Source organism: Stenotrophomonas sp. X, from assembly GCF_055721025.1.
In genome coordinates this window covers 2,382,682-2,403,200 of record NZ_CM146756.1, presented here as the reverse complement: position 1 = coordinate 2,403,200, position 20,519 = coordinate 2,382,682, and the positions used below count along the sequence as shown (strand labels likewise).

Genomic DNA, 20,519 nt, shown 5'->3' with positions numbered 1-20,519 from the left:
AGCACCCTCGATGGTAGTGCCGGCCGCTGGCCGGCAACCGCATGACCCGCGCAGAGATGCGTAGCTGCCGGCCGGCGACCGGCACTACCATTCAGTGTTCAGCGCGGCTTGCGCGTACGCTTTGGCTTTGTGGTATCACCGCCGCTGGCGGCGCTGTCCTGCAGCGCCTGCAGCCAGGACAACGTGTCCACATAGTCGATGAAGTGGCGCAGGTAGCCGGGGCTGGTGGCCTGCATCGTGTCGAGCATGCGTTGCACCAGCACCGCCGAGTTCAGCGGGCCGCCATCGGCCGGGGCTTCGGCGCGCAGCGAGCGGCGCACCTGCAGTTCGCTGCGCAGCTCCGACCATTCGCGCTGCACCTGCTGCAGCATCGGCACTTGCGGGTAATACGGCAGCGAGCGCGACCCCGCATTGAGGTCACGCACCAATGCGCGCAGGCCTTCCAGCGCGGGCGGCTTACTTGGCATCCGGGGCCTTGGGCTTGGGAATCGGCGCGATCTCCACGCGACGGTTGCGCGCGCGGCCTTCCTCATTGGCATTGGAACTGACCGGCTGCTCGCTGCCGAACGCGGCGGCGAACACGGCATCTGCGGGTACGCCGTCGGCAATCAGGGTGCGGGTCACGGTCAGCGAGCGCTGCGCGGACAGCTCCCAGTTGTCGGCGAAGCGGCGGTTGCCTTCGCGCACCGGCGCATCATCGGTGAAGCCGCTGACCATCAGGATCTCTTCGCGGCTGCCCAGATAGGCGGCCAGCGGTGCGGCCAGACTGCGCAGCAGCTCCTGGCCTTCCGGCTGCAGCTGGTCGGAGTTGAGCGCGAACAGCACGCTGCCGCTGATGCCGATGCGGCCATCGACCAGCGTCACGCGACCGGCAGCCAGCGGGCCAGCCAGCGCCTGTTCGAGGGTCTGCAGGCGCTTGGCCTCGGCCTGGCGCTGCTTCACTTCCTGCTCCAGTCGCTGCGACAGCTCCAGCTGCACCGCGACCACACCCACCAGGATCAGCACGAACGCACCCAGCAGCACCGACATCAGGTCGCCGAAGGCGGCCCAGATCGGTGCGTGCGAGCCGCCATCGACCTCCAGCTCGTCGCTCATGCGCTACCGGCCTTGCCGCGGCGGGCGGCCAGCTGCTGCAGCTCTTCCATCACCTGTTTCTGCGACAGCAGGCTGAGGTCGACCACCTCGCGCGCCTGCGCCACGTAGTAAGCCAGCTGCTCATCGCTACGGGCCAGCGAGGCATCCAGGGCGCCACCGATCTGTTCCAGGCGGCCGGAAAGCTCGGTGGCGGCACTGCCGAACTGCGCGACCGCTTCACCGAAGGCGCCGGCCAGCTGGCCGACGTCACCCGCGCTGCCGGTGAGTGCTGCCGCAATGCCATCCAGCTTGCCGGTCTCGGCGGCGATATGATCGGTAAAGCGGTTGCCGACACGCTCCAGCAGCTCGGCCGAACCGCCAACCAGTGCGTCCACCGCGGCGCGCTGTTCGTGCGATGCGTGGTTGATCGCATCGAGCAGAGTCTGCACGGTGGCCAGCAGGCGGCCGCGCTCTTCCAGCATCGCGTTGTCGCGCACCAGGCTTTCGGACAGCGTACTGCGCAGCTCGTTGATGACGTCGGCCGCAGCCTTCGGCGCGGCCGCGGCGGTCTGCAGCAGGGTGGACACTTCGGCCAGCGTGGCACTGGCCTGCGCGCGACCGTTCTCGCCGATCTGCTGTGCGGTGGCCGCCAGCGCGTCGCAGACCTGTTGCTGCTGTGCAGCCAGGCGTTCGCCATTGGCCTGCAGGCGCTCGGCCAGCTCGGTGGAAACGTGCTGCAGGGCATCGCTCCAGCGCTGCAGGCGCTGTTCGTCACCGGCCTGCAGTTGCGCCTGCAGGGCGGCGTGGGCCTGCTGCAACTCGGCGCTGACCGCGTCCCAGCGTGCCTGGCGCTGCTGCTCGCGGCTGTCCAGGCTGGCCTGCAGTTGGGCATGCGCAGTCGCGGCGGCGGCCTGGGCGGCTTGCCACTGCTGCGAGCGCTGCTGTTCGTGGTCCTGCAGCAGCGACTGGCTGGCGCTGTGGCGCTGTTCCAGTGCCTGCAGCAGTGCCTGCGCGTGCTCGTCCAGCTGCTGGCTGGCCGCCAGCAGCGCCTGCTGCTGGCGCTCGATCAGCGCGCTGTTCAGTGCCTGCTGCTGCTCGATGGCGGCGCGCCAGGCCTCGGCGTTGCCGTTGGCATCGGCCTGCAGGCGCTCGCCGATACGCGCGACGAGTGCTTCGGCGTGCGTGCCCTGGCCATCGCTGAAGGCCTGCAGGTGCTGGCGCAGATCACTCACCAGCGCCTGCTGCGCCTGGGACTGTTCACTCACCACCTTGGCCCAGCTGGCTTCGGTGGCGACCCGGCTGCGTTCGAAACCGTCGCTCAGGCCCGCCAGCTGCTGTTGCACGGCCCGCTCGACACGGGCATGCAACGCTTCGCCATGGTGAGCCAGACCGGCCAGGGTGGTCTCGGCCATCGGCTGCAGCGCGCCACCGATGGCCGCGGCACTGGCTTCGGCACCTTCGCGCAGCGACTGCTGCAGCGACAGGGCCAGGCGTTCCTGCAGCGCCTGGCTCTGCGTCAGGAACTCGGCCTGGCCTGCCAGCAGGCGCTCATTGGCGGTCGCACTGTGCTGTTCAAAGGTGCTGGTCATCGCCTGCAGGCGGTCGACCAGCGCCGGCAGCGCGGCGGACTGTGCCTGCAGCAGGCGCAGCGATTCGGCGCGCTGCCAGGCCTGCGAATACGGGTGCAGGTCGCCGGCAATGGCGCGGTCCAGCTGCTGCACGGCCTGCAGGCGGTCGCGGCGCAGCAGCGCGGCCAACAGGCCGAGCATCGCCGAGCTGGCCACGCCGGCGATCGAGGTACCGAAGGCCACCGCCAAGCCCTGCACCGGCGAGGCCAGCGAGCCGCGGATCGCGGTCATGTCGGTCGCGCTCTGCAGGGCCAGCCCAGTACCGCGGAGGGTATCCATCATGCCCAGCAGGGTGCCGAGCATGCCGAGCAGCACCAGCAGGCCGACCAGGTACGGGGTCAGCACCGGCGCGGGCAGGGCAGTGCGCTCGCCTTCCACGCGCAGGCGCACGGCGTTGCGCAGGCCCATCGGCACGCGTTCCAGCCAGGGGGCGAGGCTTTCCTTCGCGCTGGACAGGTCGTTCAGTGCGGCGCGCAGGCCGTTGCTGGCCTGGCGGTAGCGGTACAGCTCCACGCCGCCGGCGATGTAGCAGGCCGCGATGATTGCCGCCACCGCTGCACCCAGCGGATGCACCGAAACGTAGCCAATGCCGATCCAGCACACGGCCAGCAGGCCGACAAGGAAAACAACGACATGGAGAGCAGTTCTGGACATGGTGTTCCGGTCAGTGGGAGCGCAGGGCGTCTTGCAGCCCTTCGATCGGGTGGAAGCGCAGCTGCAGCTCGGCGAGCAGCAGCGTGCGCATGTCATGGCGGAAGGCCGCGCGCCAGCCGGGCTGGCCATGCACGCGCTCAAAACGGGCGCCGAGCACCGCCGGCGCGGTGGCCAGCAGGCTGTGCTCGCGCGGGGTGAGGGTCTGTTCCATCACCGCATCAACCTCGGCCAGGCGCGCCAGCTCCGGCGAGACTTGTACCAGCTGGTCGCGCAGGCGGCCGCGCAGGCGCCCGGTGGCGGTCTGGATGGCCTGCTGCAGCACCCGGTAGCGCTGGCGCAGTGAAGCGAAGTCGGGTGCGGCAGTCGCCTCGGCCAGGTCCAGCAGGCGCTCGGCCTCGGCGTCCTCGCGGATTGAGGCCAGCAGGCTGGCATGGGCCTGGGCGCAGTCGGCCAGTACATCCTCGGCCCGCTCGGTAGCTTCGCCAGGCTCGGGCAGGCGTCCGCCCAACGCGCCGGACAGGGCCACGGCGCGGCTCCAGTCCACCCACTGGCCGAGGCGATCGGTCAGGACGGGACTGCTGGCCGGCATCGCGCCGTCGCTGAGACGGGCGAGCAGGCGGAGGAACTCCGGTCCACCCAGGACCGGCTGCGCTGCGTTCGCCATCAAGGGGTGAGGGGCCAAAAACCGCTGATTTTACAGCCAGATGACCCCGACTGGATGAAGGCGGGGCCTGGGTGGCGGTACCCGCAGGCGCGACAAGGCTTAGAATGTCCGGCTGCATCCACCCGTTCGACCCCTGGAGTACCCCCATGACTGTTGCGCAGTTCTACCCGATCGGCACCCCCGGACAGCCCTGGGGCGACGTGGAACGCGCACAGTGGCGGGCCCGCCAGCAGCGCCAGCGCAGCTACCACGATGACGTGGTGGCCGCCCTCGAACGTCTGGACGACAGCGTTTTCGACGTGATCCAGTACGGCCAGCTGGACTATGCACCGGACCATTACCCGCTGTTCGCGGTGGTCAACCACGACTGGAACCCGGCGCTGCCGACCGCGCTGATCACCGGCGGCGTACATGGCTACGAGACCAGCGGCGTGCACGGCGCCCTGCAGTTCCTGGAACAGCAGGCCGAGCGTTACCTGGGTCGGCTGAACCTGATCGTGGCGCCGTGCGTCAGCCCGTGGGGCTACGAGCGCATCCAGCGCTGGAACCCGGATGCGATCGATCCGAACCGCAGCTTCCGTGAAGGCGGCCAGATCGAGGAAGCGGCGGCCCTGATGCGCTGGGTGGCCGAGCGCAAGCCGAACCTGCTGGTGCACCTGGACCTGCACGAAACCACCGACAGCGACCTGCACGAGTTCGATCCGGCGCGTTGCGCCCGCGACGGCAAGCCGTTCGAGCGCGACACCATTCCCGATGGCTTCTATGTGATCGGCAACAGCGAAGACCCGCAGGCCGAGTTCCAGAAGGCCCTGATCGCCGCAGTGGCGCCCATCACCCACATCGCCCCGGCCGATGCCGACGGCAACCTGGTCGGCCTGCCGCTGCAGTCGCCGGGCGTGGTCTGGGGCGAGTCGCGTTCGATCGGCGCCTGCGCCGGCTTCACCGACGCACGCTTTGCCACCACCACCGAGGTCTACCCGGACAGCCCGCGCACCAACCCGCAGGAATGCAACGACGCCCAGGTGGCGGCGGTCTGCGCGGGTCTGGATTTCGCCCTGTCGGCGCAGTAACGCGCCACGTTGCGGGCGGTGACCGGCATCAGCCGGTGCCGCTTCTTCAGCGGCGCGGCGGCCACAGCCGGCGAACCCGACGCGCGGCATCCGGCAAACACATCCAGATCGCGTTCGTACACGACGCTGCTGACGCCAAACAGGCCCAGCAGCGAGTGGAAGACGTTGTCGTGGCTGTGCGCCCGGTGCAGGGCATTCCCACGCAGGCAGGCCGTGTCCAGGCCCGCGTTGCGGCCGAAGTCCGGTGAGAACCACATCACCATCGGCACCTGGGTCTGCTCGCGCGGCGCGATGAAGTAAGGCGTACCGTGAAGGTACATGCCGCGTTCGCCGAGCGACTCGCCATGGTCGGACACATAGATCAGCGCGACATCGCGCTGGTCCGAATAACCCTGCAGCAGGTCGATGGTCTCCGCCAGCACCCGGTCGGTATGCACCAGGGTGTTGTCATAGGTGTTGACCAGCGCCTCGTTGCTGCAGTGCTGGATCTGATTGCTGTCGCAGGTCGGGCTGAAGGCCCGCGACGCTGCGGGATACCGTTCAAAGTAGGTCGGCCCATGGCTGCCGAGTTGATGCAGCACGACCAGGGCATCGCCGTGGATGGCGTCGATGCGTTCGCCGAGCTGATGCAGCAGCACGTCGTCGTAGCAGGTGCCGTCGGTGTTGACGCACTGGCCGGCCACCTTGAGTGCGGGCATGTCCTCGGTAGGCACGCGCTCGCACACGCCCTTGCAGCCGCCATTGTTGTTGTTGCGCCAGAGCACGCTGACGCCGCTACGCTGCAGGATATCGAGCACGTTCTCCTCGGTCGCCGCGCGGACGTCGTCGTATTGCTGGCGGGTCATCTGCGAGAACATGCACGGCACCGAGATCGCTGTTGCGGTTCCGCATGAGGAAACATCACTGAAGCTGATGACGCCTTCCTTGCGCGAGAGCCGGGGATTGGTCGCGCGTGGGTAGCCGTTGAGCTGGAAGTTCTGTGACCGCGCGGTCTCGCCGACGACCATGACCACCAGCTTCGGGCGCGGGCCCGGAATGCGCCGCGCGTCCGTGCCGATCGGGCGCAACGGTTGCTGGCGGGTGCTGTAGAGGCTTTTCAGGTAACCGTGGGTATGGCGCATCACGTTCAACGGCAGCACCTGGTCGCGGATGTAGCGGTTATTGCGCAGCAGTGAGGAGTAGTCCTTGTAGAACGCAAAGCCGATCACCAGCAGCATCACCAGCGACGCCAGGACGTTGGCCGGCCACACCAGCAGGGAACGTATCGAACCGGCCCCGCTGGTGGTGCGCACCAGGGCGAGCCCGGCAGCGGGCAGCACGCCCAGCGCCAGCAGCGTGAGCAGCAGCGGCAGCGACAGATAGGCGTTCAGTTCGGCCTGGTTGGTCTCGAACACGTTCTGCACCATGCTGCGGTCGATCAGCACGTTGTAGTGCAGCATGAAGTAGCTGCAGCCGGCGCTGACGACAACCAGCAGCACCAGCAGCGGCTTGCGAACGAAGGGTAGCGCCAGCAGTGGCGTCAGCATCAGATTGAACAGGCAGAACAGCAGCAGCGGCAGGGTGGCCAGGAACAGGATGCTGCGCACACCGTTGAGATCAATCAGCCCCCACAGCGTCTTCCAGAGGGCGATGTTTCCAATCGTGGCGAAGAACAGTGCGGCGGCCCAGACCAGAACGATTGGATGGGACCGTGGAAAACGGAGGCATTGGCGCACGAGCAGGTTCCGCGGAACAGGAGTGCGCGCAGTATCGAAACGGCTTTATCAGGAAGTTGTCAGCCTGGCCGGGCTAGCCCAGCAGGATCACGCCCCACACCGCGCCGACCATCAACAATGCGGTGGTCTGCGCGGCGCTGCCCATGTCCTTGGCGTTCTTGGACAGCGGATGCTGCTCCAGCGAGATGCGATCAACCACGGCCTCGATTGCCGAGTTGAGCAGTTCCACCAGCAGGCTGATGAAGCAGACCGCCAGCACCAGTGCGCGCTCGGTCGTGCTGATGTCCAGCAGGAAAGCTGCAGTGATCAACAGCGCGTGCAGGAGCAGGAGCTGGCGAAAGGCGGCCTCGCCGCGGAAGGTCGCGATGAAGCCATCGCGCGAATGGATCAGGGTGTGGAAGATGCGGCTCAGGCCGGTCTTGCCGTGCGGATACTTGCCGCTGTGTTTGGGATGCTGCATGGCGCTTTCAAAGTCGGGGGCAACCCCGAGCATGTGCACGCCGCTGTCAGGAATACGTCAGATGCGGGCCGCAGGCCAGTGCAGGGCGAACCGGCAGCCGTGCTTCGAGGACTGTACTGTCATCGTCCAGCCAAGGTGTTCGACGATGCGCTGCACGATGGACAGTCCCAATCCTTCACCGCTGAGCGGTGCCCCGGGCACGAATCGTTGGAACTGCTGCGGGTCGATGCTGGAGGGCAGGCCGGGGCCGGTGTCTACGATGATCAGTGTGGTGGTGTCCAGGGTGATCCGGACCTTTCCCTGTTCGGTGTATTGGCAGGCGTTGCGCGTCAGGTTCCAGATCACGCTGTGTACCAGGTCCGGATTGGCGTGCATCGTCACCTCTCGACCGGGATCGACGGTGATTCCGACCGGCTTGCCGGCCAGCCAGGGCTGGCAGCGCTCCACGCAGGACTCGATCAACGGACGCAAAGCCACCTCGCTACGCGGGACTGAGCCGGGGGAACGTGAGAGCAACAGCAGGCAGGACAACTGGCGCTGCATCTCCTGGGTGGTACGCAGGATGCGCTCCGCGCTGGGAACCAGGTGGCTGTCAGGAGGAAGCTGGCAGGCAAGGGTTTCCGCAGCACCGCCGATGATGGCCAGCGGCGTACGCAGCTCATGGCTGGCATCGCCGCTGAAGCATTGCTCGCGGTGCAGGAAACGCTCCAGTTCATCACTATGCCGGGCAAAGGCGCGGGCCAGAACGCCGATCTCGTCGCGTGCGTCCTGGTAGGGAAAGGGCTTGTGGCCGTCCTGCACCGCATCGGCCAATCGTGTGATGGGCGCGATGACGTGGGTAGCGACCTTGCGGCCGATCAGGAAGGCGCCGAGTACGCAGACCGAAATGACCAGTGCCGCAAAGGCATTGATCAGGTGTTCCAGATAACCATAGGGTGCAGCGTCCTGCAGCAGGTAGTAACGTTGGCCACGACTGTCGAACACACGCAGGTGCCACTCGTTGGGCGCCTCTTCGCCGTGGTAGCCCGGGCCGTATTGGCGCAGCACGACAGGCACGTCCTGGGCATCGAACAGCTGGGTCCCTGGTGGCAGGGCGGGGTGTTGGCCACGATCCAGCGCGGCCTGCAGCCTTTGCACTTCGCCGTGCTGGGTCCGTGCGACGACAGCAGCCCGGACCTGGTCGTAGTCGACCTGTTCGGCCAGTACGATGAAGCCCATGGCACCGGCCATCAACAGCACGAACGAGATCGTGATGCGGGTGCGCAGGCTCAGGCGGCGGTAGAGGGAGGCAGGGCTCACGCCTGCATGCGCCAGCCGACGCTGTGCACCGTGGTGATCAGTGCGGTGTCGAAGCTGCGGTCCACCTGCAGGCGCAGCTCATGGATGTGGGTTCGCAGCGCGCCGCTGTCCGGTGGCTCGTCGCCCCAGACCAGGTATTCCATTTCCTGCTTTCGCACCACCGCGGGAGCCGCACGCACCAGGCACATCAGCAGCTTGTGCGACGTGGGCGTCAGCGCGATGCAGCGGCCTTGCCGCCAGGCCTGTGGCGAGCGCGTGTCCACCTGCAGGTCCTTCCACGCCAGCACGCTCTGGACCTGGCGCCCCTGTGCCCTTCGTATCAGGGCCTTGATCCGTGCATCCAGTTCCGTCAGCGAGAACGGTTTGACCAGATAGTCATCCGCGCCCAGTGCCAGGCCCTGCACGCGGTCTTCGACTGGATCGCGCGCGGTCAGCATCAGGATCGGCACCGGATTCTGGAACTCCTGGCGCAGCTTCCGGCACAGCGCCATCCCGTCCAGGCGCGGCAGCATCAGGTCCAGCAGGATGGCGTCGTAGTCGTGTTGCGTGGCCCGGCGCAGTCCGCTGGCACCGTCGCGGGCGTCGTCCAGGACGTAGCCCAGCGGTTCAAAGAAGGAATACAGGTTGGCAACCAGCTCGGGGTTGTCTTCGATGATCAGCAGGCGGGTCATGGCATGCGTCCTTGCGCGTGGCCGAACTCTGCCCGATCGATGGCCGGATGCCAATGCCTTGGCTGAATGAATCGTGGGTGCGACTGGTCCGCACCCGATTCCGTTCAATTAGCGGGGCTGCGTGAATCGCGTATCGAATGGATTACCGAAAAGAGGCCTGCGATGAGCCAAGCAGCGAGCAGCGCACTCTGGAACCCAGTGGTTCGCATCATTCACGTCGGCCGCGGCATGGAGGGAGCGCGGAGGGGCCCACAGCAGGACCCCGCCGCCCTCCACATTCAGCGATGCAGCGCGTCGATGATCAAGCCGGTCGCGATCTCCACCAACAGGTACTCGGTGTCGGACTGGCGCACCCAGCGCTGGCCGCGACCCGGATTGCGCAGGTCATAGCGCGCGTAGTCGTCTACCCAGTAGCGGCGGTCCACTTCGGCCCAGGGCAGGCGGTCGCCACGACGCCAGGCCTTCTTCTGCCAGCCCGGCGGCGGCGCATCGCGGTTGTGCGGGCCGCCTGCATGCGGCGGCGGACCGTTGCCGCGGGCGTGGTGCGGCGGATCGGCGAAGGCGGGGGCCGCAGCCAACGCGGTGGCGGTGGTCAAGGCGATGGCAAGCAAACGTGTGGTCTTCATGGAGATGCCTTCGTCATGGCCGCGGCATGCGGCGCTGTGGCGGGAATATAGGGCAGGCAGCGTGAATGAATACGGGTGTGCCCGGCACTTTCCTGAACACACGGCGTGACGTGCAGTCGCCGCCCCGGAACGGATCAACGGGTCCCGTCCCGGGCCGGATCCGTTGCGCCCCAACCACCGCCCAGTGACAGGAACAGATCCATCTGGCGATCGACCCGGTCCGCGCGCGATGCGGCCAATGCGGACTCCGCATCTGCCAGTGCGGCCTGGGCCGAAAGCACATCGAGAAAATCGATCCTGCCGAAACGGTAGAGCTGCTGCGCCTGCCCCGCGGCCCGCGCTGCGTCCCCACGCGCCTGTGCCAGGCTGCGCTCGCGTTCAAGCTCCTGCGTGCAGGCAGAAAGCGCAGTCTCGGTCTGGCGCAGTGCCTGCAGCACCGCGCCGTCAAAGGAAGCAAGAGCGGTATCTGCATTGGCACCGGCCGCTGCGATGCGGGCCTTGGTGGCGCGGCGGTTGGGCCAGTGCCATGACAGCAGCGGCCCGACGCTCGCCCCGAAACTGTCGGCGGAAAGCAGCTGCCCTCGCATGCCCGCTGTGCCCAGGGACGCGCCCAGGGTAACCTGCGGATAGAGTTCCGCGGTCTCTACGCCGATCATCGCCGTGGCCGCGGCAAGGCTCCGCTCGGCGGCACGTATGTCGGGGCGCCGCTGGAGCAGCTGCCAGCCGTCACCGACCGGCAGCGCCTGCTCCAGCTCAGGGGGCTGGGGGCAGGCTTCGGCCTCCCTGGGATAGTCTGCCGGGACCCTGCCCATCAGTGCGGCCAGTTCGAACAGTGCGGCCTGGCGCTTCGCCAGCAGGTGCGGTATCCCGGCCGCGCTGCGGTTGACCGCTGCGCCGGCACGGCTGACATCGAAGTCCGTTCCGCGCCCGCCCGCGGCCAGGCGACGGGTTGCCTCCAGCGTGGCGCGCTGTATCGCCAGCACCTGCCGGGTCGCAGCGAGCGTGTGATTGCTTGTGCAGATCTGGAGATAGGCACGGGTGACAGCAGCAGCGACGACCACGCGGACCTGGTCGCGTGCCGCAGCGACGGCCTCCGCGTCGGCGTTGGCGGCTTCGATGCCGCGGCGGATGCCGCCTGCAAGATCCAGTGGATAGGAGAGGTGAAGGCCCAGCGCATAGGACTGCGGCGCGGCCGACGCCCGGGTGTAACCACCGGCATGGGTGAGCGTGCCCGATGCATCCACCTCGGCCTGCACGGCACCGCGCGCGCGGTACTCCAGCACGGTAGCGCTGGCGCGCCGAAGATTGGCATCAGCGGCGCGCAGGTCGGCGTTGGCCGCCAGTGCTTCGCGCACGTAGCCGTCAAGCTGGGGGTCGCCATACAGTTCCCACCACCGACCCGGTGGCGCGTCGTGGCTGAACGATGCCTCTTTGCCCGAGACGAACGCCTGCGCCGCGCGTGTGGAGGCAGCGACGGCATTCGCAGGCAGGTGATAGTCGGGGCCGGAGACGCAGGCCGTCATCGGCAGCAGCAGGGCAAGCAGCCCACCGCGTAGTGTTCGCAGGCTCACTTGCAGGTTCCCTGTGCCGATGGCGTGATGGTCACACTCGCAGTGCGACCGACGATCAGGCGGGTATCCGGCGGCGCATCGTCAATGCGGATGCGTACCGGGATCCGCTGTGCCAGCCTCACCCAGGTGTACGTCGGCGCCACAGCGGGGAGCAGGTTGTGCGTGCTTGAGCGCTGATCGTCGGCAATGCCGGCGGCGATGGTATCCACGTGCCCGCGCACGTCGTGGTCGTCGCCCATCAGCCGGGCCACGGCGGCATCGCCCTCGGTGATGCAGCCCAGCTTGGTTTCCTCGAAATAGCCCTCGATGCGCAGGCTGCGGGTGTCGATCAGCGCCAGCGCCTGTGCCCCCGGCTGCAGGTAGTCGCCCGCGTGCAGGTCCAGGTTGGTGACGATGCCATCGGTGGTCGCGCGCACCTCGGTGCGTTGCACATTGAGCCGGGCAACGCGCTGTTCGGCCCGCGCCTGCGCCAGGGCGGCCAGCTCGGTATCGACCTTGGCGGCATTGCGTTCGCGGGTTTCCGAAGCGACCAGGTTGCCCAGTGCGTTGTCCCGCGTCGATTCGCGGCGGGCCAGCGCCAGCGTGGCGCGTGCGCTGCTTGCCGCTGCGTCGGCCTTCTCAAGTGCGGCAGCGAAGCGCGGCTGGTCCAGCACCAGCAGCAGCTGTCCGGCGCTCACCCGCTGGTTATCGTGCACCAGCACCTGGGTGACCAGCCCCCCCATGTCTGATGCAACGCGCACCACGTCGGCACGCACCCGTCCATCGCGCGTCCACGGGCGTGTTTCGTAGCGATGCCAGATGGCCAGTGCAGCGACGACGGCAATTGCGAACACCACCAGGGTTGCGCTCCAGCGCCCAATGACAGCAAGCGTGTGTTTCATCTCATTTCTCGAACAGGGGCGCGAGCCGGATCATCAGCTCCGCCAGGATCACGAACAGGGACAGGCCCACCAGTGGCCGCGCGGCGAATAACCGGTACAGACCGAGGCTGGCGAGGAAACGTGAGGTCAGTACCGACAGCGCCAGCGCGGCGACGGCCACCGCAAGCAGGCCAGGAATCACCACGCCATCTATCGAAAGGTCAGGAAGCATGAGCTCAGCGCCGATGAGTGAGCGGAGATACGAGAAGGTCGCGGCGCAACCCGCAGAGCAGGTGCGACAGCTGCTCCCGATCAGCCCCGCTGCTGGTCACCACTGCGTCGCGCATTCGGTCCAGCAGTTCCAGAAGATGGGTGTCGCCACTGCTTGGCGCGCGAGTGCGCATCCTGAAATGTGCGGCGATGCGCTCGACCAGCGCGGCGTGAAGCGACTGGGTGCGCGGATCGTCCATGCGCCTGCCCAGTGCGCGGAGTTGGCTGGATGCACGTGCCGCACGAACCTCCGCAAACAATGCCCGCAGGTCGTGTGCCGCGCTGGAACGGCCCTGCAGCCTGGGAGCGAGCAGCCCGATTCGATCCAGCATGCGGCTGAGCCAGGCCCGGGTCACATCACCTTGTCCGGCGGCGTGTCGTGCGATGTCCCGACGGATCGAACGCTCCAACCGAGCGCGGTTGCGGCCCGCGTCGGCGGTCTGGAACAGCTGCATGCTGCACAGTGCCACCGTCGTACCGATGAACAACGCAACGCTGTTGTTGAGTGCGCCGACGATGTTGACCGTATTGGTCGCGCCCAGGCCGGCGATGAGCGGAAACGTCAGCACCACGCCCAGGGCAGCCATGGTGAATGGCGGCCGGGCCAGGAACGATCCGCACAGCAGCAGCACCGGCGCGAGCGCGGCAATCAGGCCGGTGATATCGGACAACGCGGGGAAGATCAGCAGACCGTAGAGCAGGCCGACGGCCACGCCGATGCACGATCCCACCAGGTAGCGCATGACATGCGGTGCCGGCGCTTCGATCGTGCCGAACAGCACGCACGCCGTGCCGATGATGGATACCGCCGTGGCGCCCTCCGACCAGCCGGTGACGATCCACAGAACGCAGCTCAGCAGGATGCCGGCGAACGCGCCCAGCGCGCTGCGCAGGGCAAGCCGATGTTCCCGGTGAAGTACCGCACCCTGCACATGTCGCGCAAGGCGGGCAGGCACATGCCGACGCGAGTCGGAACGGGCAGTGTGCAGTTGCGCCTGCAGCACGCGGCAGTCGGCGTGGGCGAGGTCGAGCTCGGTCTGTTGCGCGGCGAGGCCGGCCTGCAGCAGATCGCGCCAGCCAGGCGAATCCATGGCGCTGGCCTGTGATGAGCGCAGCCGTGCGATGGAATCTTCCACCGCGCTGGACAGCAGCAGGACGTCCAGCATCCGGTCATGCACGGCACGCAGGATCTGCACCTGGGCCACGCCGTGGGCGCTGTCGAAGGGCAGGTGGATCGACAGCACATGCAGCTCGAGCAGGTCGGCGGCCACTTTCGAGCGGTCCGTCGCCAGTACCGTGTCCGATGCACCGGCGCGCATGTCCCGTGTCCATCGTTCCGCGTCATCCAGCACGGCAGCAACCCGTGCGTGCACGCGCGACGAAACCCGGCGCGGCAGCACCAGCCCATGTACCAGCGTAGCCGCCAGGATGCCGATGGCGATTTCCTGCACCCGCGTGATGGCGATGGTGAACACGTCTGCCGGCACCATCACCGCCGGAAACCCGATCAGGCTGGTGGTATAGCCGGCCAGCAGGAACGCATAGGCACGTGGCGTGCGGTCGAGCATCGCCAGATACAGGCACAGCGCCATCCACGTGGCGAGCGCGGCGCTCAGCACCAGGGGCGCATTGACGAAACGTGGCACCAGCACGACGGTGGCGACGGCCCCGCCCACGGTACCCAGCAGGCGGAACAGGCCGCGGCTGAGGGTCGCCCCGGACAGGGGCTGCGATACCAGATAGACCGTGCCGATCACCCAGAACGGGCGATTCAGACCGATCCTTAGAGAGACATACAGCCCGAGCGACGCTGCGAGCAGGCATTTGAGCGAGAACAGCACCGCCTCCTGATCGGTCCTGAGGGTAGGGCTTTTCAACCTGGCGAATGCCTGGAACACGCGGGGACGGGCAGGGGTGGGAGAGTGCATGCGGCTCATGCTAGTGATCGGCCGCACTGGCGAATTTCGCTACAATGACAACCAATCGCTAAAACCTGTCAATGTGAGAATGGCTCGCATTTCGCTCCCCGGCTTTGACCTGGACCCGGACGAGACCGATCGCCCGGCGGTCGCCAGCCGCCTGCAGGTGGCTGAGCACGACGCGGAAATTCCCGTGCATGAGCACCGCAAGGGCCAGCTCATTCTTGCTCTGCATGGCGCGGTGACCTGCGAAGTGGCCAATGCGTTGTGGATCGTGCCGCCCCAGTGTGGCGTCTGGATCCCGGGCGGCATGCCGCACAGCAATCGCGCCACCGCCAACGCGCGCCTGTGCTACCTGTTCGTCGAGCCCGGCGTCGTCGACCTGCCGGCGCAGTGCGTGACGCTGGCGATCTCCCCGATGCTGCGCGAGATGATCCTGCACCTGGCCGACGCGCCGCTGGACTATCCGCATGGCAGCCACACCGATCGGCTGGCGCGGGTGTTGCTGGACGAGCTGGTACAGATGCCGGCCGAGCACCTGTCGTTGCCGGTCAGCCCTCACCCGAAGGTGCGGGCGTTGGCGGCGGCGCTGTCGGCGGATCCGGCAGATCGCAGCACCATCGGCCAGTGGGCCGTGCGCCTGGCCCTGGGCGAGCGGACGTTGACCCGGCTCATCGAACGGGAAACGGGATTGACCTTCGGGCGCTGGCGGCAGCAGCTGCACCTGCTCATCGCCATTCGTGAACTTGCCGCGGGTGCACCCGTACAACGCGTTTCCGAGACGCTGGGCTATGAGTCGGTGACGGCCTTCATTACGATGTTCAAGAAGGCGCTTGGCCTTTCCCCGGCGCGGTACTTCGCGGTGCGCTTGCGTGGGCGGTAGCGGGGAACAACGGGCGAAGCCGTTGCCTGGAACGGCTACTTCGAGGTGTCGGAGACCGATTGAATCGCGGCCACCACCGCAGCGGGTTCCTCGCGCTGGAGGGTGTGGCCGGTTGCCAGGTAGCGGTGCGAGCCGCGCGTGAAGCCCGGGAAGAGCAGGGCGTGTGTGGGAGATTGTGCTGGTAGTTTTGTGAGCTATGAACACGGACTCCCTGTAGAGGAAGTCATGGGAGCCCGGCGTAGGCCGCTGAATGGCCACGGATGCTTGAATCTGTGACCGGTTACGCGACTCCACACTTGAATGTGCAAGCGTCCTCGACGATAAAGGCGGCATGTGGCACTGCCGCATTCCGGACCAGGGACGATCCGAAGCATGACGCGGGGCACAGCTCCGCGTTCTCGTTCCCGCCGGCGCTGTGTTCGTCCAGGAAGGAGAACAGGGATGTTGGAACGACTGAAAACCATTTCGTGTGCCGTGCTGGCGATCATCGCCGTTGGCTGCTTCGGCCCTGCAGTGGCCCAGGCGCAGGAAAGCAAGATCACGTGGCGTATTTCGCAGCCCGGCGGCAATTCGACGCAGTACAAGACCCAGCAGGCGGCAGTGCAGGCGATCAAGAGCCTGCCCGCACCCAGCCCGTTCCCGCCCGAGTTCCAGTTCGGCTGGCAATCTGTCGACAAGATCAAGTCGAAAGTCGTGGACTTGAACGGCAATACGTCGATCACCTACTGGATGGGAAAAGCGCAACCCTCGGATCCAGACTGGACCTATCTGAGCACAGCGGAATTTACCAGTGAAGAGGCCATGGTCGCGAGCTATCTCGCGGGCGTCCAGGCCGCCAATCCTGTCTGTCCGGGTGCTGCTGTAACTCCAAATGGAGACTGGTTCTCGGGTGTGCCCGAAATGGAGGGCGTGGTCGAGTCCAGGTACTATCAGATCACGCGTATGATTGGGCAGAACACAGCCGAATCGCCCTGCACACCCCACGTGAGTCAGGCGGCCTTCGGCCGCAAGCGCCGCCTTGATTGCCCTGTTCCGCTTACGCAGTGGTCCAACAAGCACAACGCCTGCGTCAACGAGGACTTCGTTGCGACCATCACCTCGAAGTCGCAGAAGTGCGACAAGGACGGCGGCAACGGCAGCTGCCCCATGTCCCGCAACGATACAGCGGCGAACATGAGTCCGATTCCCGACAAGGACCCGGCCTCCAACGGCGGTACCTGCGACGGCAATGTCGGCAACCCATGTGATGTCAAAACGGGCGAGAAGTACGAGATCGCGCCGGACTTCGATCTGGGCTGGATCGCGCTGACGCGCTTCTATCACTCCGGCATCTCCACCTCATCCGGTGGCTTCGGCTATGGCTGGACCCACTCGCTGGGCGCCCACCTGGCACTGGACGGCGTTGACAGTGTGGGCATCATTGAAAGCACCGGTTTCCAGCGTGCATTCAAGAAGATCGGCCAAGCCTATGAGGCGGACGACGACAGTGGTGACCGTCTGGTCCAGAACGGCAACTGGACACTGTACTCGGCGGGCTCCATCTCGACCTTCGGCGCGGACGGGCGTCTTGCCGCCAAGCGCTTCCCGGATGGCACGTCGCTGACCTACATCTACGACGACAGCGACCGCCTTGCGGCGGTCACGCACAGCAGTGGCCGCACACTGGAGTTCGTTTACCAGTCCAACGACTATGAGGCGCTGATCAGTTCGGTGCTGGTCGAAGGCATTGCGCTCGCCACCTATACCTACACGCCGCAGAACCAGGTCGCCACGGTGACCTATGCGGGTGGTGGTGTGCGGACATATCACTACGAGAACCAGGACTTCCCCCAGCACCTGACCGGCATCACCGCCGAGGACGGTCGCCGCTACAGCACCTTTACCTACGATTCCATCGGTCGTGTGATCTCCAGTCAGCATGCCGGCGGTGCCGATGGCGTGACACTGGCCTACAGCCCCAATGGTGGTGCGGTGGTGACCGACGCGCTGGGGCGGCAGACCGACTACACCCTGACACCCGGCGGCGACACCGCGCCGTCGCGCAAGGTGACCGGCCTGACGGATTCGCAGGGAACCGTCAGCCGAACCTACTACGACCAGAGTGTCGACTTCCGCCGGCGCCTGGATACCTACACCGATCGCCGCGGCATCCAGACCAAGCACACCTATGCGCAGGGCACCGATCCGGTAAGCGGTCGTGCCGTCAGCATCCATACCTTGACCGAAGCGGTCGGCTTGCCCGAGCAGCGTGTTGTGACCACCGCGCGCGACGTCGAAACCAATGCGGTACTGACCACCCGGATCGGTAGCCGCGAAACCCGCACGGCCTTCAATTCCCGACGCCAGCCGACGGCCAACACGGTGACCGACACCGCTTCCGGTCAGACGCGCATCACCAGCTACACGTACTGCGAAGCCGCTGATGTGGCAGCGGCAGGCAGCTGCCCGGTGGAGGGGCTGCTGAAGAGTGTGGATGGCCCGCGCACGGATGTGGCCGATGTCGTTACCTATGCCTATTACTCGGCGGATGATGCAGGGTGCGCGATCGGAGGTGCCTGCACCTATCGCAAGGGCGACCTGCGCAGCGTGACCAATGCGCTGGGCCAGACGGTCGAGACTCTGGCCTACGACGCGTTCGGGCGGCCGTTGTCGGTCAAGGATGCCAACGGCGTGGTCACCGACTACACCTACCATGCTCGCGGTTGGCCAACCTCGGTCACCGCGCGTGGCGCGACCACTGCCGAGAATCGGGTCACCCAGATCAGCTACTGGCCGACCGGCCAGGTGCAACAGATCACCGAGCCCGACGGCAGCAGCGTTTCCTATGTCTACGATGCGGCGCTGCGCTTGACCGATATCGAGGACAACGCGGGCAACACGATTCACTACACGCTGGACAATGCCGGCAATCGCCTCAAGGAAGACACGCTCGATGCAGGCGGTACCCTGCGCCGTACCCTGGCGCGGACGTTCAACACACTCGGCCAGCTGACCGCACTGAAGGACGCAGGCAATCACGCCACCGGCTTTGCCTACGATGCCAACGGTAACCGGCAGACCGTGACCGACGCTCTGCAGCGCGTGACCAGCCAGCAGTACGACCCGTTGAACCGCCTGGCGCAGACCCTGCAGGATGTGGGCGGCGTCGCGGCGGAGATCCGCAGCCAGTACAACGCGCTGGACCAGGTCACCCAGGTCACCGACCCGAAAGGCCTGCACACCACTTATGCCTATAACGGTTTCGGTGATCTGACCGGGCAAGTCAGCCCGGACAGTGGCGCCAGCAGCTTCACCGTGGACGCGGCCGGCAATCGCAAGACGGCTACCGATGCGCGTGGCGTCACCGCCACCTATCAGTACGACGCACTCAACCGCCTGATCGGCATCGCCTATCCGGACCCCAATCTCGACGTGGGCTACAGCTATGACGTGGCGCCGGCCGCCTGTGCCGCCGACGAGCGCTTCGCCAAGGGGCGCCTGGGGCAGGTGCTGCACGCCAATGGCAGTACCCAGTACTGCTATGACCGTTTCGGCCAGGTCACCCGCAAGGTACAGACCGTCAACGGCGTTGCCAGCACGCTGCGCTACGCCTATAGCAAGTCGGGCCGCCTGACCGCGTTGACCTACCCCGACGGCAGCGTGGCCGACTACGTGCGCGATACCCAAGGGCGCATCAGCCAGATCGGTCTGACCCGCCCCGGCCAGGCGCGCCAGATCGTGGTGAACAACGTGACCTATGCGGCCTTCGGCCCGGCGACCGGCTGGACCTACGGCAACGGCCGCCAGCTGCAGCGTCCGCTGGATCTGGATTACCGCCCGCAGGCGGTGCATGACCCGGCCGCGGGCGGCCTGTCGCTGGGCTATGGCTACGATCCCGTCGGTTCGATCACCGAGCTGAAGAACGGCAGAGGCTCAACGGTGCTGGCCAAGTATGCCTATGACGCGCTGGGTCGCCTGACCCAGACCCAGGACGGCACGACCGGCACCCCGATCGAAACCTATGCCTATGACGCCACCGGCAATCGCACCGCGCTGACCACCTCGGCAGGCACCGCCAGCTACACCTATCCCGCAACCAGCCACCGGCTGACCGCAGTGGATGGCGAAGCGCGCAACCATGACGCTGTGGGCAACACCACCCGAATCGGCAGCAAGACCTTCACCTACAACGATGCCAACCGCATGAACGCGGTGAAGCAGGGTAACGCCACACTGGAGAGCTACGCGTACAACCATCGTGGCGAGCGCGTGCTGCGTACTCCGGCTGGTGGCGCTGCTCAGATCACCCTGTATGACGAGACGGGGCAATGGCTGGGCAACTACTCGGCCACGGGCCAGGCGCAGCAGCAGGCCATCTGGCTGGACAATTATCCGGTGGCGCTGATCAACGTGCCGAGTACCGGCGTGCCGGAACTGGCCTACGTCCAACCAGATCACCTGGGCACCCCGCGCGTGGTGATCGACCCGGCGCGCGATGTCGCGATCTGGGAGTGGAGCAACAAGAGCGAGGTATTCGGCAACCAGATTCCGAGTGCTGACCCGGATGGCGATGGTGTGGTGTTCGAGCTGGCGCTGCGCTTCCCGGGCCAGCAGGCGATGGATGCAAGCGGGTTGTTCTACAACTACCAGCGCGAGTACGACCCATCCGTGGGGCGCTACTCTCAGAGTGATCCGATTGGGTTGCTGGGAGGAATTGGCACCTATTCCTATGTGGGAGGCAACCCTCTTATTGGCTTGGATTCACTAGGCCTTTGCGAGCAGACATCGGTTTGTCGAGCGCTACCTGGCATGTCAGGATTTAGCGAGGCTGCGCGAGCTGCTTACTTGGCGAATCCGTCCTCTCCCCTCGACAAAATATGGCCTTTCAGTGTGCTGCGTGGAACGCGAATTCATGTACAGTTTGCATTTAATGTAAAGGCCCTTGGTGGCCCGTACGATTCCGAAGTTTCTTACTTGAACGGCATCGTTGTAGATTATGGAACTCCAGGATCAGTTCGCGCCGACGGTGTATATGGATCCAGGGCGTACCCAAAGTATGTGGTCGAGTTGAAGTCGGGAGCGGCTGGTCTGACCGCGGCAGAAATTCGCAATTACTACACACACCTGCCCAAGGGAACTATACTTTGCGGTGTTCTGGAAAGGTCGGTGCCCTAGC

At 66.3% G+C, this 20,519-nt stretch carries 16 protein-coding genes and 1 pseudogene; 3 read left to right on the top strand and 14 right to left on the bottom strand.

What is annotated here, in order from left to right; genetic code table 11:
* Positions 1–98 precede the first annotated feature (98 nt).
* The 4 genes from ACZ75I_RS11125 to ACZ75I_RS11110 are packed head-to-tail and all read right to left on the bottom strand — an operon-like array spanning position 99 to position 4,020.
* Positions 99–467 (bottom strand): DUF2894 domain-containing protein, encoded by a 369-nt coding sequence (locus ACZ75I_RS11125; RefSeq protein WP_346477142.1) that lies wholly within the window; start codon positions 465–467, stop codon positions 99–101.
* A complete protein-coding gene (locus tag ACZ75I_RS11120) occupies positions 457–1,095 on the bottom strand; it encodes an OmpA family protein (protein WP_061479995.1) in 639 nt (212 codons plus the stop codon). The genes ACZ75I_RS11125 and ACZ75I_RS11120 overlap by 11 nt, the downstream gene beginning before the upstream one ends.
* Entirely contained in the window at positions 1,092–3,356 is a 2,265-nt protein-coding gene (locus tag ACZ75I_RS11115) for a DUF802 domain-containing protein (protein ID WP_346477143.1), read from the bottom strand. The genes ACZ75I_RS11120 and ACZ75I_RS11115 overlap by 4 nt, the downstream gene beginning before the upstream one ends.
* A 10-nt stretch (positions 3,357–3,366) precedes the next feature.
* Complete coding sequence (locus ACZ75I_RS11110; RefSeq protein WP_235648337.1) at positions 3,367–4,020, bottom strand: DUF3348 family protein; 654 nt, start codon at positions 4,018–4,020, stop codon at positions 3,367–3,369.
* 146 nt (positions 4,021–4,166) lie between these two features.
* Here ACZ75I_RS11110 and ACZ75I_RS11105 point away from each other — a divergent pair, with 146 nt between their 5' ends.
* The gene (locus tag ACZ75I_RS11105) at positions 4,167–5,090 is read left to right on the top strand and encodes a M14 family metallopeptidase (protein WP_346477144.1); all 924 of its coding nucleotides are present in this window, start codon (positions 4,167–4,169) and stop codon (positions 5,088–5,090) included.
* Here the strand turns inward: ACZ75I_RS11105 and ACZ75I_RS11100 are convergent.
* The 9 genes from ACZ75I_RS11100 to ACZ75I_RS11060 form a co-directional block, all read right to left on the bottom strand.
* Positions 4,994–6,805 (bottom strand): phosphoethanolamine transferase, encoded by a 1,812-nt coding sequence (locus ACZ75I_RS11100; RefSeq protein WP_472957861.1) that lies wholly within the window; start codon positions 6,803–6,805, stop codon positions 4,994–4,996. The genes ACZ75I_RS11105 and ACZ75I_RS11100 overlap by 97 nt on opposite strands.
* Before the next feature lie 73 nt (positions 6,806–6,878).
* Positions 6,879–7,265, bottom strand: a complete 387-nt coding sequence (locus ACZ75I_RS11095) for a diacylglycerol kinase (RefSeq protein WP_346477146.1) — start codon at positions 7,263–7,265, stop codon at positions 6,879–6,881.
* Positions 7,266–7,322: 57 nt separating this feature from the next.
* On the bottom strand, positions 7,323–8,564 hold the full coding sequence (locus ACZ75I_RS11090) for a sensor histidine kinase (protein WP_346477147.1): 1,242 nt from the start codon (positions 8,562–8,564) through the stop codon (positions 7,323–7,325).
* A complete protein-coding gene (locus ACZ75I_RS11085) occupies positions 8,561–9,235 on the bottom strand; it encodes a response regulator transcription factor (protein WP_472957860.1) in 675 nt (224 codons plus the stop codon). The genes ACZ75I_RS11090 and ACZ75I_RS11085 overlap by 4 nt, the downstream gene beginning before the upstream one ends.
* Before the next feature lie 278 nt (positions 9,236–9,513).
* Positions 9,514–9,861 (bottom strand): RcnB family protein, encoded by a 348-nt coding sequence (locus ACZ75I_RS11080; protein WP_021204235.1) that lies wholly within the window; start codon positions 9,859–9,861, stop codon positions 9,514–9,516.
* 134 nt (positions 9,862–9,995) lie between these two features.
* Positions 9,996–11,432 (bottom strand): efflux transporter outer membrane subunit, encoded by a 1,437-nt coding sequence (locus tag ACZ75I_RS11075; protein WP_472957859.1) that lies wholly within the window; start codon positions 11,430–11,432, stop codon positions 9,996–9,998.
* On the bottom strand, positions 11,429–12,313 hold the full coding sequence (locus ACZ75I_RS11070; protein WP_242893611.1) for an HlyD family secretion protein: 885 nt from the start codon (positions 12,311–12,313) through the stop codon (positions 11,429–11,431). The genes ACZ75I_RS11075 and ACZ75I_RS11070 overlap by 4 nt, the downstream gene beginning before the upstream one ends.
* 1 nt (position 12,314) lies before the next feature.
* Entirely contained in the window at positions 12,315–12,524 is a 210-nt protein-coding gene (locus ACZ75I_RS11065; RefSeq protein WP_346477149.1) for a DUF1656 domain-containing protein, read from the bottom strand.
* A gap of 4 nt (positions 12,525–12,528) precedes the next feature.
* Complete coding sequence (locus tag ACZ75I_RS11060; protein ID WP_472957858.1) at positions 12,529–14,499, bottom strand: FUSC family protein; 1,971 nt, start codon at positions 14,497–14,499, stop codon at positions 12,529–12,531.
* Positions 14,500–14,569: 70 nt separating this feature from the next.
* Here ACZ75I_RS11060 and ACZ75I_RS11055 point away from each other — a divergent pair, with 70 nt between their 5' ends.
* Positions 14,570–15,364, top strand: coding sequence for an AraC family transcriptional regulator (locus ACZ75I_RS11055; RefSeq protein WP_472959057.1), 795 nt, complete (start codon positions 14,570–14,572; stop codon positions 15,362–15,364).
* 35 nt (positions 15,365–15,399) lie between these two features.
* On the opposite strand, the pseudogene ACZ75I_RS11050 reads toward ACZ75I_RS11055, so the two are convergent.
* Positions 15,400–15,528, bottom strand: a pseudogene (locus ACZ75I_RS11050) (alpha/beta fold hydrolase); the annotation flags it as partial.
* Positions 15,529–15,805: 277 nt separating this feature from the next.
* On the opposite strand from ACZ75I_RS11050, the gene ACZ75I_RS11045 reads away from it, so the two are divergent.
* Positions 15,806–20,518, top strand: coding sequence for an RHS repeat-associated core domain-containing protein (locus ACZ75I_RS11045; protein ID WP_472957856.1), 4,713 nt, complete (start codon positions 15,806–15,808; stop codon positions 20,516–20,518).
* The last annotated feature ends 1 nt before the right edge of the window (position 20,519 follow it).